Below are 13,488 nucleotides of genomic sequence, written 5' to 3'. Positions count from 1 at the left end.
CCACAGAATTAATTGAAGCCGCCGACTTAGTCACAGAAATGAAACTGATTAAGCATCCCTTTCGAGAACAAGGGGTAAAAGCCCAACCTGGCATTGAATTTTAAACTGCATCGAAAAAGCAGGGTAAACGCATCTTAGCAAACTTGACACATGATTGAATCTGTGGATCAAAAATAAAAAAAAGACGCACTTGCTTATCTAAATTTTCGCACACTCTTCTCTAGCTACTTTAATTGAAGCAGAGTTTCTAGGTGTGATTCTAATTGAGTTTTCGGGCAATTTGGAGGAATATTGACAATTGCTCAATCGTTAACTAGCGGAAGCGACTAAAACTTGAGTCAAGTAATCATTATCCATTAAAAATTATTGGTCTTCTCGGCATTCTCAAAGATGCTGCTAGAGCAGGATTGCTAGATTTAGAAACCACCTCTGGATTCTGGGTTGCACCCAGTTTGCTGGAACGATTACTTGCTGAAGAATCAGGTATCAATGACCACGTTGAAATTGTAGAATGTCTTATTGACTTGCCAACTGGTAGCGCTTGGGACTCTGTTAAAATTAAACTGATAATCATTATCATTTTATAACTTATGAGTTCTCCTTCTCTGATTGCAGTAGCAGGACCCTCTGGCAGTGGGAAAACCACTTGGATTAGCCAGTTCTTGCGACAACCCGCTACTCCCACCTATTACCTTTGTCCAGGGTTAGGGAATGCTTCGGTTGATCTTGCTGGTATCGATTATCGCTTTCGGTGGGTACAAACGATTCCTGACACAGAAGTGCAAACCTTTCTCAGCAGACTCTCGGAAGAAGCAGTGGTTTATGTGGAATTAGGGTTTTATTTGGATTTAGCCTCCCCTTTTCTCAATTCCTTTCCTTGTCATCGCGTAGCGGTTGTTCCTCCAGAAACGGAATCATCACAATGGCAAAACTGGGCAGATGAAATGGTTACTGGCAATTCCGTTCAATCCTCACGATACGGCGACTCGCCTCAAATTTGGTGTCGCCCCTTAACGGGACAAGTGTTTGATCCGCCCAGCTTAGAAACGATTTGGATGGAAATCGTCGGTGGCGCTTATGGTCAAGTGCAACGGGCGAAAGGTCTTTTTGAACTTCCTGATGGAACCCTGATCCAGATGGATTTTGTCGATGCGCTTCCTGGTAGTGAGTATCGAGAATTAAATGTTCCTCGGTGGTTGGAAGGGCGACCGAATCGTTTTAGCGGAATGGAAGTGGTGGGCTGGAATTTGGAAGAGAGCACCATTAAACAGATTTTACTAGAAAGTTGCTTATCAGATCATGCCCTGAGTCAATATCAGAGTTATTATCAGGAGACAGTCGCCTCATGAAATTAGCTGTTATTTCCTGCATTCACGGTAATTATGAAGCCTTAACTGCGGTTTTATCCGACATTGAAGCGCAAAAAGCCGATCGCGTTTACTGTTTAGGAGATCTAGTCGGTTATGGTCCCTATCCTAACGAAGTGGTTGAGTTAATTCGCGATTTAGAGATTCCCACCTGTCAAGGCTGTTGGGATGAAGATGTGGTGGAAGGGTTAGATGCTTGTGAATGTAGTTATCCTTCGCAAATTGCAGAAAAACGAGGAAAAGTTGCCCATGAATGGACGAATCGGGTAATTAAGTCAGAGGTGCGGGACTATTTAGCCAATTTACCGATGATTCTCAGAGAAGGCAATCTCTGTTTTGTTCACGGTAGCCCCAACAGCCAACATGAGTATCTCTTACCCGATACAGCAGCATTGATTGCCCTCGAACGAGTTTTATCCACAGGGGCGGATACCTTGTTTTGTGGACATACCCATATTCCTTATGTTCGCGAGTTAGGCAACATGAAGTTATCGGTGCGAGTGCAAGAACCCGAAAAAATAAGCAACAATACACTCACCACGCCGCTGAAACGAATCATCAATGCTGGGTCAGTGGGAGAACCCCGTCATGGAAAACCTGATGCGACGTATGTCCTCTATGATACTGAAACGGAGGAAGTGACATTAAGGGAAGTGCCTTATAACTACACTAAAACCTGTTTAGCCATTTTAGAACAAGGACTGCCCCCAATTTTTGCTTGGCGGTTAGCGCGAGGTCTGGAGTTTGCGGAAAAGGCAGATGATCCAACTCATGTTTGTCAGAAGTGAGGAAGCAGGAACAATCATGACACAGTGGGCGATTTTAAGCGGGATTGAAGGGAATTTACAGGCTTATGAGGCGGTTCTCGCTGATATTAAGGGTCAAGAGATTCCAGTTACAGCGATCTACATTCTAGGAGATATCATTGGGTTACAGGGTGATAATGAAGCAGTGGTGCAACGAATTCAGTTTCCTCACGCCGATGAAGTGAAACCGCAAGTGTGTACGGGGTGGTGGGAAGAACAATGTTTTGATTTGTATGCTTTCAGTGGTGTTGGAGAAGCCGTCCCCTTACGAGAACGTTATGGCGCTGATGCGATTCTGAAGTTATGGGAATCTGTTTCCAGAGAAACCGTACAATGGTTACGCAATCTGGACTTTGGCTTTCATGAAGAAGACTGCTTACTCATTCATGGCAGTACCGTAAGTTACGATGACGAATTGACTCCCGAAACACCAGCGATTCAAATTTGCGATCGCGTTCTCAGAGCAGAAGCAGAGACCTTATTATGTGGGCGTTCAGGGTTAACATTTGAATACTGTGTGGAAAGGGCAAATCTTGATTCCAGCACCCGAACCTTAGAAAAAACACAACAAACGTCACAAGAAACCCTGGCATCTTGTCGAGTGATTGGTGTGGGTAATGTAGGACAAACACCACAACAAGCAACCTATACTTTATATCAGCCCCTGACCAAACAAGTAACCTTTCAAACCGTTTACTATGACTCCCACTACTCTTAAAACAACACAATATTATCAGTGGCACCATCAAGGTCGTGACTTTCAAATCGCCTATGAAACTCGGGGAGACGGTTCGCCGGTGTTGCTCCTGCCAGCATTTAGCACCGTTTCCACTCGCAAAGAAATGCTCGGCTTAGCTGAGAGTCTAGCTTCTGACTTTCAAGCTGTCACTCTCGATTGGCTGGGCTTTGGGGACTCAGATCGTCCGAATCTCAATTATGGGCGATTATTATACGAACAACTCCTCAAAGATTTTATCCAAGCTACCTTTTCAGAACCAGTTGCAATTGTTGCAGCCGGTCATGGTGCTGGCTATGCCATGCAAGTGGCTTATTCCCATCCGGCTCTATTTTCCAAAATGCTTCTCATTGCTCCCACTTGGAAAGGACCGTTGCGAGTGATGGGCGCACCCACTGTTGTGGCGCAAGGGGTAAGAAATCTAGTCAAATTGCCATTTATTGGTCAAGCCCTTTATGGATTAAATACAACCCCAGCTTTTTTGAAATTCATGTACAAACGTCATGTTTACACCGATATCAATCATCTCACCCCAGAGTTTATTGCGGAGAAGCATCAATTAACCCAACAGCCGGGAGGACGGTTTGCACCAGCAACATTTGTCACCGCTGGCTTAGATCCGATGACCAGTCATGAAGAATTCCTGCAGGTTGCACAATCTTTAACCCTTCCCACCAAGATCATTATTGGAGAACAATCTCCCCCGCAATCAAAAGCCGAAATGGAAGCCCTCGCAGCACTCTCCAATATTGAAAGCGCTCATCTCCCAGGTTCACTGGGAATGCACGAAGAATATGCGTCTCCTGTGGCAAAAATCGCCAAATCCTTTTTCCGAGAAAACTGAGCCAGCGTTATTATTTTTCATCCAGATGCTCAGCCACCGCTTGATATAACTCTAGAATGTGGTGATCCGCTAACAGACACACAGTTCCTGTTTCGCCAGTAGAGACAAAATCCGTAGGCGATTGGGATCACCTAAAAAACTAAAAAACTCTGCCATCCGTTGTGATTTTTCCACGGGGAGAACTTCCTCGATATAGGCACTGAGTTGCTCAGTTTGTATAGCATGAGTAATTTCACACGAAGGCGTTGCGGATGATTGAGCTTGAGCATTCATAAATTTCAAGAGTTCGTTTTGGAAGATTGCTTAAGGAAAATTTTATAACAGTTGAACAGTCGTTCAGTTATTATCGTTTATATCTAAGCGGTAGAATAGAGAAAAAATCTACCGTTCTTCTATGATGTCAATGAATATCAAAAACCCTCAAGTGCATAGGATGGCGCGTGAACTCGCCGAGTTAAGAGGGTGTAGCCTCACAGAAGCGGTCATAGAAGCCACAAATCAAAATGCTCACCTCAACGCTGACCAACTTGAACAACGGTTGACAGAAATTGCCTTAAATTGTTCTCAATTACCCGACCAAGATCAGCGCAGTGCAGAGGAAATTCTTGGTTATGATGAAGTGGGGTTGCCGAGCTAGTGGTCATTGATACTTCAGCGATTTACTTACGATTTATTTCAGAAGGAGTTGTCGTCGCGATCGCGTCTTCCCAAGGCAAGTCAAGTCAATTGGTTGCTTGATAACTGTTAGCTTTACGACGCTTAATAATAGTTTTGTATTGCTCTATGATATTTTCTCGGGCAATCAAATTTCGACATTGACCCACTAAAGCTTTTTCTAGGAGTTGATACCGTTCTTTTTCTTCTTCTAATTCATTTTTAATTTTTTCTTTTTTAGTAACTGGAGCATCATGTAATTTGGTTTCAAGTTCACGAAGTTTTTGTAATTTAGATTCTAATTCTTGTTCTTGATCTTTAACAAAAGAAACAGCTTGATCAAAGGATTTTTGCATAACATTAAGCTCCTCTTCAAGCTGTGCTAGAGGCATTGTTTCTAATAATTCCGTATCCACTTCTTGCTTGATTGTTAACTGTGGCGAATTAATCGCTAAGCGAGACAAAATTCTTCTAGATACCGAATTGGTTGTCGAATCTGAGCTTTGTTCTGAATTGACTGTTGATGTTGCCATTTGCCCTTGCTGTGAATGACTCTGTCCAGAAAGACGTTCACCGAGCGCTTTGATCACGATATATAAAACAGGAACAACAAATAGACTGAGGAAGGTAGCAACAAACATTCCCCCAAAAACAGCCGTTCCCAAAGACTGACGACTTGCCGAACCGGCGCCGCTGGCAATGACCAAAGGAAAAATACTACTCAATGTCGAAATTGCCGTCATAATAATGGGACGCATCCGTTTTTGAGCGGCAACGACTGCACTTTGGTAAATAGTTAAGCCCCCCTCGCGCAGCTGGTTGGCAAATTCTACAATTAGAATCGAGTTTTTACTGGCTAAGCCAATGAGCATGACGAGTCCAATTTGGGTGTAAACATCATTGGATAATCCTCGTAATGACTGTGCGGTTAAAGCACCAAGCACGGCTAATGGCACCGACATCATAATGATCATCGGGTCAATATAGCTTTCGTATTGGGCGGCTAAAACGAGAAACACGAAAATTAGACCTAAAGCAAAAATAATCGGGGCTTGTCCCGCAGATTGAATTTGCTCTAGCGAGGTTCCTGACCATTCATAGCCCAATCCAGGGGCTAGGGTTTGTTCAGCTACTTGTTCCATTGCGGCGAGGGCTTCCCCAGAACTGGAACCCGGTGCCGGTTCACCGTTAACTTCAATGGAACGGAAGGTGTTGTAGTGGTTAATGCTTTGCGCCCCGACAGTTTCTCTCATCGTCACTAAGTTGCCCAAGGGAATCATCTGATCATTATTCGATTTAACGTAGAGTTGATTAATTTCCTCGGGATTATCGCGAAATTCGCCATCTGCTTGCACATAAACGCGATAGTTCCGGCGACTCATAGTGAAATCATTGACATAACGGGAACCAAAATAGGTTTGGAGGGTGCTGAAGATGTCATTAATATCTACTTGCAGGGCTTTTGCGCGATCGCGATTGACATCTAACTCTAAAATAGGGGTGTTGGCAGCAAAACGGCTAAAGGCACCGGCAATATCTGGGTGTTGGTTGGCTGCTCCCAATAAGGGACCCAGACTCTGCACAAATTCATTAATGTCCAGATTGCCGCGACGGTCTTGTAACTGAAATTGGAACCCGCCAAAGGTTCCTAATCCTCGAATGGCTGGTGGGTTCACCGGAAAGACATTTGCTTCTGGCAGACTCATTAACTTACCCCGCACCTGATTAATAATCGCTTCTGCCGATTGCGAGGGCTGAGTTCGTTCCGACCAGGGAATCAACGGCGTAAAAATTACCCCTTGGTTCGGTGTATTGCCCCCAAAAGCAAAGCCCCCCACCGCAAACGTTGCTCGGACTTCCGGAATATCGAGATAATACTGCTCAATTTCTGCCATCACATCGCTGGTATATTCCAACGATGCCCCTTCTGGTCCCTGAACAATGGTAATAAAATACCCTTGGTCTTCTTGCGGGAGGAAGGCTTGCGGTACTTGTTGGTAAACCCATCCCGTTAACACTAATAAGGCAACAAATCCCGCTAAAATAATAAATTTAATACGGGCAAAGAAATTAATCAGTCCGCGATAGCCTCGTTCGACGCCGGAGAGAAAATTGTTAAACCAACCAAAAATAACGGCAAAAATCCCGCGACTGGGCATTTTTTGTCGCAATAATAAGCCAGACAGGGTTGGGGTTAAGGTCAGGGCATTGAACGTAGAAACCGCGATCGCGAAAGCGATGGTTAAAGCAAACTGTCGGTAGAGAGCACCTGTGGTTCCTGGAAAGAAAGCAACGGGAATAAACACTGCCATCAAGACCAGTGATGTAGCAATTACTGCCCCCGTCAACTCCCGCATCGCCACCATTGCTGCTTGTCGCGGCGGATAGCCATCATCTTGAATTTTCCGACTAATATTTTCCACCACAATAATGGCATCATCGACCACCATCCCTGTGGCAAGGGTAATCCCAAATAAAGTTAAGCTGTTGATCGAGAAATTGAACAGCTTAACAAAAGCAAACGTCCCAACTAACGAAATAGGAATCGTAATTGCTGGAATAACAGTAGTCCGCCAATCTTGTAAAAAAACAAAGATCACCAAGACCACCAAAACCACCGCTTGTAAGAGGGTTTGCACTACACTAATCAGGGATTGCTTCACAAAGTCGGTGGTATCAAACCCAATATCGTAGGTCATTCCGGAGGGAAACTCCTGAGCCAGTTCTTTCATTTTGGCTTTGACCCCTGCTGCTACATCCAGAGCATTACTCCCCGGTTGTTGATAGATGCCTAAGCCAACGGCTTCATTGCCTCGAAACCGTAAGAAGGAACTATAGTCTTGTGCCCCTAACTCCGCTCGTCCCACATCCTTGAGTTTAGTCAAGGTGCCATCGTCTTGGGTACTAACAATTAAATCTTCAAATTCGGCAACAGTTTCTAAACGGGTATCGGCTCGTAAGCTAATTTGAAAGCGTTGATCGCCCGGAACCGGGGGTTGTCCCACTTGTCCGGCTCCCACTTGAATATTTTGTTCTTCTAGGGCATCGATCACATCTTGCGCTACCAAATTACGCCCGGCTAAACGATCAGGGTTCAGCCAGATCCGCATTGCATATCTCCGTTCCCCGAAAATTTGCACATTACCAACCCCTTCCACCCGTTCTAAGGCATCGACGAGATATAAATCAGCATAATTACTTAAAAAGATATTGTCATATTCCCCATTTTCGCTAAAGAGTCCAAACCCCATCAAAATGGTGTTCGATTCTTTACTCACTTCAACACCATTCTGAATCACAGGTTGAGGTAGCGACGGCTCAGCCTGGGAGACGCGGTTTTGCACATCGACCGCAGCAATGTCTTGGTTACGACTGGCTTCAAAGGTAACGGTAATGGAACTAATCCCACTATTGGTGCTACTAGAACTCATGTAGCGCATCCCGTCAATCCCGTTAATTTCCCGTTCTAAAACGGTCGTAACGGTTTCTTCCACCGTTTTGGCATCAGCGCCAGTATAGTTAGCGCGCACGGTCACCTGTTTCGGACTGATATCTGGATATTGCGCCACCGGTAAGATAGGAATACAAATTGCTCCCACAATTAAAACAATCAGGGAGCAAACAGTAGCGAAGACGGGACGTTTAATAAAGTAGTTAACAAACATGGGTTGGGTGATTCATTACGGATAATTTGTTATTTATGTTTTGTCCCTAATTTCAAGTTCTTCTTGATTTTTTCTCCAGTAGAAAGAACAACCGCTAAAGAGACAAAGCATCAGTTTCAATACCAGTGCTTTATTGCTGACTTTCAGATTGAGGCATAATCGCTGCCCCATCGGAAAGATTAAGAATACCGGAGGTCACTAATGTATCTCCTGGTTTTAAACCAGATCTCACTTGATAGCTATTGCCTTGAATCGATCCCAATTCCACGGCTTTTTGTCTAGCGATGAGTTGATCGCCTGTTTCAGATTGCTGAGCAACAAAGGCAAAGGTTTGCCCCCCCAAGCGAGAGACGGCAGTTGTCGGAATTAAAACACCAGTTTGTTCCTCCCAGATAATTTTTGCCCGACCGAATTGATCGTCTTTGAGTTTGCCGTTGGGGTTAGGGAAAACAGCTTTTGCTAAAACGGCTTGCGCTCCCATGTCCACTTGTGGCGCAATAAAGCTAATCTGACCCGTTGCTAAGGGCTGTTCACTATTGGCAGTAGTCAGTTCAACGGTTAGTCCTTTTTGCAGCCGACCCGCTTGTTCGATCGGAATCCGCAGATTCAATTCTAAAACTTCGTTCTGACTAATAACAGTCAGATTATCTCCTGCTTGAACATACTCGCCGATTTCAATATTGATATCACCAATTGTCCCATTAATCGGAGATAAAATACGATTATCCTTCAGGTCTTCTCGCACCACTTCCAATTCAGCTTGAGCACGATTTAACGCGGAGCGTTCTTGTTCCAGGCGCGATCGCGCGGCATTAACTTGCTTTTGAGCGGCTTCTAATTGCGAGAGGGCAGATTCTCTGTCGCGCTGTACTCGATCCAATTGTTGTTGCGCTTGTGCCCCTTCTGAGACCAAAAATTGAGTCCGCTGATATTCCTCGTTTTGCAGATTCACTTCCGATTGCGCACTTTTCACGTCGGCTTGGGCAGCGGCGAGTTCCGCTTGCGCCGTACGAATCGCTGACCGGACTGATTCAACCTCGGCTTGGGCGCGATTCACTTCCGCTTCAGTGCGTTCGGGGCTTAACTGAATAATCGGGGTTCCCACCTCAACACGCTCACCAGATTCAACTAAGATACGGCTAACTCGTCCTGCTGTTTCCGGACGTAGGAGGACTCGTTCTTTTGCTTCCAAAGTGCCGACAAATTGAGAACTATCAATGAGCGTCCTGGTCTCTAGTTTTTGTAGTTTTACCGGCATCGCTTGTGAACCTTGGGGTTGTGCTGCAGCAGGGGATGGTGAATCGTTTACTAAAAGCTGCCGCCCCCCCCAAACCGCACCGCCAAGGATGGCAAGCATACCGAGGGCGATGGCACCGCGCTGCCAGGGCTTGCCTGATCGGGGGGGCAAAGTGGGTTGTTCCGAGGAAGTTGATTCACTATTATTATTTGAATCAGCCGCTTGTGACATAATCTGTGCTATGTGTTAAAGAGTCTTTTTACTTATTTAATGTAGAGGGTGAAAGAAAGTCTTGGCTTCTTTCCCAAGAGAGAGGAAAATCACTGTTTTTTTCCAATTCTTAAATAAAAATAAAATTATCAATTTTGCCTTTTAGTATAACAGACTGATATATTAATGTTGGAATTAGCGACCCTAGGATTGCTCCAAAAAGAACCACTTCATGGTTATAAACTCAAACAACAATTAGAGCAATTCATTAGTGGTTGTATTAGTGTGAATTACGGCGCAATTTATCCCCTGCTCAAACGTTTAGAACAGCAAGGTTTCCTCACTTTATCCATTAGCGAAGGGGAAGCAGGAGGAAAGCGGAAAATTTACACGATCACCAATAAGGGGAGAGCGCGATTTCATGAAAAAATGCTAGAGCAGCCCCAAGAAAGTTGGGTCAATGCGCGATCGCGCTTTATGATTAAATTCGTCTTTTTTAATCATCTGCACTCGCAACAGAGAGTTAATCTGATGCAGCAACGTTTAATGATCTGTCGTACCCGCTTACAAGAGCAGCAGTGCGAACCGAAGCCGAATGATCATTACGCGGCTGTCGCTTGTGATCGTTATTTAGCTGTGATTCAAAATGAAATCGATTGGTTAGAATGCCAACTTGACCGGGAAAAGTAAGGTATTGTTACTGCAGCTTTTCTCCCACAAAGGGGATGACAACAACCAATACTTTAACTAGTAAAGGAGCAAACCATAAACCGGATAACACACAGGCAACAGCTACGAAACCGGCTGCAATCTTCAACATTTCTTCTTTTGTGTTGAAGTAAAAGTAGACAGCAGCGAGTCCAGTAATTAGAGCAAAAATGAGAGGCATCATCTTCTATCTTGCGCTCAGTTCTTTTCAATTCAAGGAAAACTATATTAGCGCAATAACATCAATAATCTCGAGGGTTATGTTTAGTTTTGTTATCGCTGTTACAAATTATAGCACCAAGATTTTGATTGAGTAAGCCATCTGATCAGAATCTACCTAAAGAAAGAAGCATTATTTATTCTTCCTTTTGCTTCGAGTTGACTCCCCCTAATTGTTCTCGCACATCGTCAATGGCGAGATTTAACTGACTAATTTTGTCCTCTAAACTGCGACGGGCTGATTCCATACTTTCATCCCCTTCTACTTGAGAAGTACGCTCGGTTGTTAAACCCTGTTCCGACTCTTTTTGGCGGGAAGCAGCGATTGCGCCGATGACACCCCCGACAACGCCTCCCACTAAGGTTCCAATTAAAAATCCACTACCAAATCCGTCTCGTTCACTCATAATCCTCTCCTTCCTTACTGGGTTCCAAATGCGCGATCGCCGGCATCCCCTAAACCAGGGACAATGTAACCGCGATCATTTAAGTCTTCATCAACACAAGCGGTATAAATTCTTAATTGCGGATATTTTTCACCAATTTGCTTCAAAGCTGGCGGTGCGCCCACCACAGAAACAATGCGTAACAGTTCTGGATTCACACCGCGCTGTGTTAGCTCATCTAAAGCCAACATAATCGATCCCCCTGTGGCTAACATGGGTTCTAAGATTAAGACACGGGTTTCTGCATCCATTTTCTCCGGTAACTTATTTAAATAACAACTGGCTTCTAGGGTTTCCTCATTACGCACAAGCCCTAAGTGATACACCGAAGATAGCGGCAGTAAAGTTTGCGCGCCATCGAGTAAGGCCAGCCCCGCTCGTAAAATGGGCACAACAGCAATGGGAACTTGCGGGTTAATCATCGTTCCTGGACAAGGGGCTAATGGCGTTTCCACCTGAGTCTCTGCTGTCACTAACCAGTGACGACAGGCTTCATAAGTCAGCCAACGTCCCAATTCTGTCATCGCACTTTTGAAGAGAGCGTTGGGGGTATTTTGATCTCGCGCTACCGCTAACCAGTGTTTAATTAGAGGGTGATCGGGAACGTAAACGCGCAGTTGAAAGCTCATCTTAAATCGGCTTCTATTCTAATCTCAACTGATCATACAGCGATCGCGCAGACTTTGAAAATGATTTTTCCCCATCTGATCTCAAGCAGCATTTCAGAAAAATCGCAAATTTAATTGCAAATAATTCTGAATAGTATTGACAGTTTATTTCAATAAAGCTATAGTTATCACCAGTGTTCTCCTCTCGTTAAGAAGCTTAGGTGGGGTTGGTTCAGCCCCATCTCTTTTCTTTCAAAAAATCACGAATCAAGGATTAAACTAGAAAAGACATTGAACGCAAGAGAACAAAAGATTAGGTGATGACTACTGTTTCTCATAACCCGTCGCACGCTGCTTCTGAGAATCAACAATACGACGCGATCATTATTGGTTCTGGAATTGGCGGCTTAGTAACCGCCACCCAACTAGCCGCCAAAGGAGCGAATGTCCTGGTTTTAGAACGATATATTATTCCCGGAGGAAGTGCGGGTTACTTTGAACGTCAAGGATATCGATTTGATGTCGGGGCTTCCATGATTTTTGGATTTGGTTCTCAAGGAACAACTAATCTTTTAACTCGGGCTTTAGCGGCGGTAGACACATCAATTGAAACCATTCCTGATCCCGTTCAAATTGATTACCATCTTCCCAATCACTTAGAAATTCGTGTTCATCGCGACTACGAACACTTTCTGCAAGAACTCATCACCCAATTTCCCCATGAAGCCGAAGGGATTCGTAAATTTTATGATGAATGTTGGCAGGTTTTCAACTGTCTCAATGCCATGGAATTACTCTCTCTCGAAGAACCCCGGTATTTAACGAGAGTCTTTTTCCAGCATCCCTTCGCTTGTTTAGGATTAGTCAAATATCTCCCCCAAAATGTTGGCGATATTGCAAGACGCTATATTAGCGATCCCACGTTGCTAAGTTTTATTGATATTGAATGTTATTGCTGGTCCGTGGTTCCTGCCGAAAAGACACCCATGATTAATGCCGGAATGGTTTTTTCAGATCGGCATTATGGGGGCATTAATTATCCCAAAGGCGGCGTCGGACAAATCGCTCAAAAATTAGTGGAAGGGTTAGAAAAAAAGGGGGGACAAATTCAATACAAAGCTCGGGTTAAAGAAATTATTTTAGAAAACAATCAAGCAGTCGGTGTTCGTTTAGCTGATGGTAAAGAATACCGAGGAAAACGAATTATTTCTAATGCCACACGTTGGGATACCTTTGAAAAATTATTACCCACTAACCCCTTGCCAAAAAAAGAACAAAAATGGCAACAACGCTATCAAAAATCTCCAAGCTTTTTAAGTTTACATTTAGGTGTTAAAGCTGGCGTCGTTCCCGAAGGTAGCGATTGTCATCATATCTTATTAGAAAATTGGGACAAAATGGAAGAAGCAGAAGGAACAATTTTCCTTTCAATTCCCACTTTATTAGACCCCAGTCTCGCCCCACCGGGTTGTCACATTTTCCATACCTTTACCCCAAGTTGGATCGAAGATTGGCAAGGCTTATCGCCACAAGACTATGAGCGCAAAAAAGAAGAAACTGCAGCCAAAATTATTAAACGCTTAGAAAAAATATTCCCGGGTTTAGAAACAGCACTCGATTATCAAGAAGTGGGAACCCCTCGCACTCATCGCCGTTTTCTAGGACGAGACGATGGCACTTATGGTCCGATTCCCCAGAAAAAATTATTGGGATTATTGGGAATGCCCTTTAATCAAACGGCAATTCCAGGCTTATATTGCGTGGGTGATAGCACCTTTCCGGGACAAGGATTAAATGCTGTGGCTTTTTCTGGGTTTGCTTGTGCTCATCGCGTTGGAGTCGATTTAGGACTGTGAATTTTTCAGCTTTTTAACGACGTGAGCGAGAATTCCCCCATCTTAACGAAGTAGATGGGGGATGAGAGCGAACTTAGAACGAAGCCTGATCTATTTGTGTTATACTTTATTTATCACTGAAAAGTTTTATTG

At 44.2% G+C, this 13,488-nt stretch carries 12 protein-coding genes and 3 pseudogenes; 9 read left to right on the top strand and 6 right to left on the bottom strand.

Going from position 1 to position 13,488, the window contains the following annotated elements; translation table 11 throughout:
- From GVY04_20265 to GVY04_20240, 6 genes and pseudogenes are all read left to right on the top strand, one after another.
- A partial coding sequence (locus GVY04_20265) for a cob(I)yrinic acid a,c-diamide adenosyltransferase (protein ID NBD18376.1) occupies positions 1–104 on the top strand: 104 nt, incomplete at its 5' end.
- Between the two features lie 252 nt (positions 105–356).
- Positions 357–479: pseudogene (locus GVY04_20260) on the top strand (DUF3368 domain-containing protein).
- Positions 480–590: 111 nt separating this feature from the next.
- A complete protein-coding gene (locus GVY04_20255) occupies positions 591–1,349 on the top strand; it encodes a GTP-binding protein (GenBank protein ID NBD18375.1) in 759 nt (252 codons plus the stop codon).
- Positions 1,346–2,155 carry a metallophosphoesterase gene (locus GVY04_20250; protein ID NBD18374.1) on the top strand — a complete coding sequence of 270 codons (810 nt, stop codon included), beginning with the start codon at positions 1,346–1,348 and terminating at the stop codon, positions 2,153–2,155. The genes GVY04_20255 and GVY04_20250 overlap by 4 nt, the downstream gene beginning before the upstream one ends.
- Entirely contained in the window at positions 2,139–2,891 is a 753-nt protein-coding gene (locus GVY04_20245) for a metallophosphatase (GenBank protein ID NBD18373.1), read from the top strand. Before GVY04_20250 ends, GVY04_20245 begins: the two co-directional genes overlap by 17 nt.
- The gene (locus GVY04_20240; GenBank protein NBD18372.1) at positions 2,872–3,753 is read left to right on the top strand and encodes an alpha/beta fold hydrolase; all 882 of its coding nucleotides are present in this window, start codon (positions 2,872–2,874) and stop codon (positions 3,751–3,753) included. Before GVY04_20245 ends, GVY04_20240 begins: the two co-directional genes overlap by 20 nt.
- Positions 3,754–3,763: 10 nt before the next feature.
- Here the strand turns inward: GVY04_20240 and GVY04_20235 are convergent.
- A pseudogene (locus tag GVY04_20235) lies at positions 3,764–4,026 on the bottom strand (ArsR family transcriptional regulator).
- Positions 4,027–4,150: 124 nt separating this feature from the next.
- Here GVY04_20235 and GVY04_20230 point away from each other — a divergent pair.
- Positions 4,151–4,390 (top strand): PSK operon transcription factor, encoded by a 240-nt coding sequence (locus GVY04_20230; GenBank protein ID NBD18371.1) that lies wholly within the window; start codon positions 4,151–4,153, stop codon positions 4,388–4,390.
- Positions 4,391–4,940: 550 nt separating this feature from the next.
- Here GVY04_20230 and GVY04_20225 read toward each other — a convergent pair.
- Both GVY04_20225 and GVY04_20220 read right to left on the bottom strand, forming a co-directional pair.
- Positions 4,941–8,072: pseudogene (locus tag GVY04_20225) on the bottom strand (efflux RND transporter permease subunit).
- Between the two features lie 130 nt (positions 8,073–8,202).
- Positions 8,203–9,540 carry an efflux RND transporter periplasmic adaptor subunit gene (locus tag GVY04_20220; protein NBD18370.1) on the bottom strand — a complete coding sequence of 446 codons (1,338 nt, stop codon included), beginning with the start codon at positions 9,538–9,540 and terminating at the stop codon, positions 8,203–8,205.
- 165 nt (positions 9,541–9,705) lie between these two features.
- Between GVY04_20220 and GVY04_20215 the strand changes: the two genes are divergently transcribed.
- Positions 9,706–10,209, top strand: a complete 504-nt coding sequence (locus GVY04_20215; GenBank protein NBD18369.1) for a PadR family transcriptional regulator — start codon at positions 9,706–9,708, stop codon at positions 10,207–10,209.
- Between the two features lie 7 nt (positions 10,210–10,216).
- Here GVY04_20215 and GVY04_20210 read toward each other — a convergent pair whose 3' ends face one another.
- The 3 genes from GVY04_20210 to GVY04_20200 all read right to left on the bottom strand — a co-directional run bounded on the left by GVY04_20210 (position 10,217) and on the right by GVY04_20200 (position 11,521).
- Positions 10,217–10,411 carry a hypothetical protein gene (locus tag GVY04_20210; protein NBD18368.1) on the bottom strand — a complete coding sequence of 65 codons (195 nt, stop codon included), beginning with the start codon at positions 10,409–10,411 and terminating at the stop codon, positions 10,217–10,219.
- 172 nt (positions 10,412–10,583) lie between these two features.
- A complete protein-coding gene (locus tag GVY04_20205; protein NBD18367.1) occupies positions 10,584–10,853 on the bottom strand; it encodes a hypothetical protein in 270 nt (89 codons plus the stop codon).
- Positions 10,854–10,867: 14 nt separating this feature from the next.
- Complete coding sequence (locus tag GVY04_20200) at positions 10,868–11,521, bottom strand: uracil phosphoribosyltransferase (protein NBD18366.1); 654 nt, start codon at positions 11,519–11,521, stop codon at positions 10,868–10,870.
- A 299-nt stretch (positions 11,522–11,820) separates the two neighbouring features.
- Here GVY04_20200 and crtH point away from each other — a divergent pair, with 299 nt between their 5' ends.
- Positions 11,821–13,356, top strand: coding sequence for a carotene isomerase (crtH, locus tag GVY04_20195; protein ID NBD18365.1), 1,536 nt, complete (start codon positions 11,821–11,823; stop codon positions 13,354–13,356).
- Positions 13,357–13,488 lie beyond the last annotated feature (132 nt).

It is taken from the genome of Cyanobacteria bacterium GSL.Bin1 (assembly GCA_009909085.1).
Classification (GTDB): domain Bacteria; phylum Cyanobacteriota; class Cyanobacteriia; order Cyanobacteriales; family Rubidibacteraceae; genus Halothece.
The sequence above is the reverse complement of the archived record's forward strand: the minus strand, read 5'-3'. Positions and strand labels throughout refer to the sequence as shown.

Excerpts from the sequence above, each read along its gene's own strand:
- GVY04_20255 (NBD18375.1), top strand. The coding sequence starts at position 591 with ATGAGTTCTCCTTCTCTGATTGCAGTAGCAGGACCCTCTGGCAGTGGG.
- GVY04_20250 (NBD18374.1), top strand. The coding sequence starts at position 1,346 with ATGAAATTAGCTGTTATTTCCTGCATTCACGGTAATTATGAAGCCTTA.
- GVY04_20245 (NBD18373.1), top strand. The coding sequence starts at position 2,139 with ATGTTTGTCAGAAGTGAGGAAGCAGGAACAATCATGACACAGTGGGCG.
- GVY04_20240 (NBD18372.1), top strand. The coding sequence starts at position 2,872 with ATGACTCCCACTACTCTTAAAACAACACAATATTATCAGTGGCACCAT.
- GVY04_20230 (NBD18371.1), top strand. The coding sequence starts at position 4,151 with ATGTCAATGAATATCAAAAACCCTCAAGTGCATAGGATGGCGCGTGAA.
- GVY04_20220 (NBD18370.1), bottom strand. The coding sequence starts at position 9,540 with ATGTCACAAGCGGCTGATTCAAATAATAATAGTGAATCAACTTCCTCG.
- GVY04_20215 (NBD18369.1), top strand. The coding sequence starts at position 9,706 with ATGTTGGAATTAGCGACCCTAGGATTGCTCCAAAAAGAACCACTTCAT.
- GVY04_20210 (NBD18368.1), bottom strand. The coding sequence starts at position 10,411 with ATGATGCCTCTCATTTTTGCTCTAATTACTGGACTCGCTGCTGTCTAC.
- GVY04_20205 (NBD18367.1), bottom strand. The coding sequence starts at position 10,853 with ATGAGTGAACGAGACGGATTTGGTAGTGGATTTTTAATTGGAACCTTA.
- GVY04_20200 (NBD18366.1), bottom strand. The coding sequence starts at position 11,521 with ATGAGCTTTCAACTGCGCGTTTACGTTCCCGATCACCCTCTAATTAAA.
- crtH (NBD18365.1), top strand. The coding sequence starts at position 11,821 with ATGACTACTGTTTCTCATAACCCGTCGCACGCTGCTTCTGAGAATCAA.